This window comes from Butyricicoccus sp. AF35-5AC, from assembly GCF_003477715.1.
Lineage (GTDB): Bacteria > Bacillota > Clostridia > Oscillospirales > Butyricicoccaceae > Agathobaculum > Agathobaculum butyriciproducens.
The window spans coordinates 606-979 of sequence record NZ_QUDX01000042.1 but is presented as its reverse complement, the minus strand read 5'-3'; the positions used below and the strand labels follow the sequence as shown (position 1 = coordinate 979).

1 protein-coding gene is annotated in these 374 nt (G+C 51.6%); it reads left to right on the top strand.

Annotated features, from left to right (window positions below):
- The coding region (locus tag DWZ82_RS15490; RefSeq protein ID WP_207663676.1) for a hypothetical protein at positions 1-340 on the top strand (340 nt) is incomplete at its 5' end.
- Positions 341-374 lie beyond the last annotated feature (34 nt).

Below are 374 nucleotides of genomic sequence, written 5' to 3'. Positions count from 1 at the left end.
GACCGCTATGGCGGCGATTGCAGCGTCCAGCACGGCCCGCACAGCTATCACGAACTCTGCAACAGCAAAGAACGCCCTTGCCTCCAGCCCTTTGAAAAAAACCGTGACAAAGGGCAACGGAAACGGTTGGGAGAACCGTACCATCCGCAATGGCATGGGATATCTAATCAGTTGCTACAACGCAAACAGCGGTGGAGAGGCTGGATCTACTTGGTACAAGTTGGATGGGGCGCAAACCAGCCAGCCCGCAGGCACTACAAATGTGGGGAAATTTTTCACATCTTCCTTGGCAATTTACTGGTGGTCTTCTACCTCCAGCGTGACCTATATCCCCTGTTAAAATAGCAGCTCTCAGCTACGCATTAACATTCTAA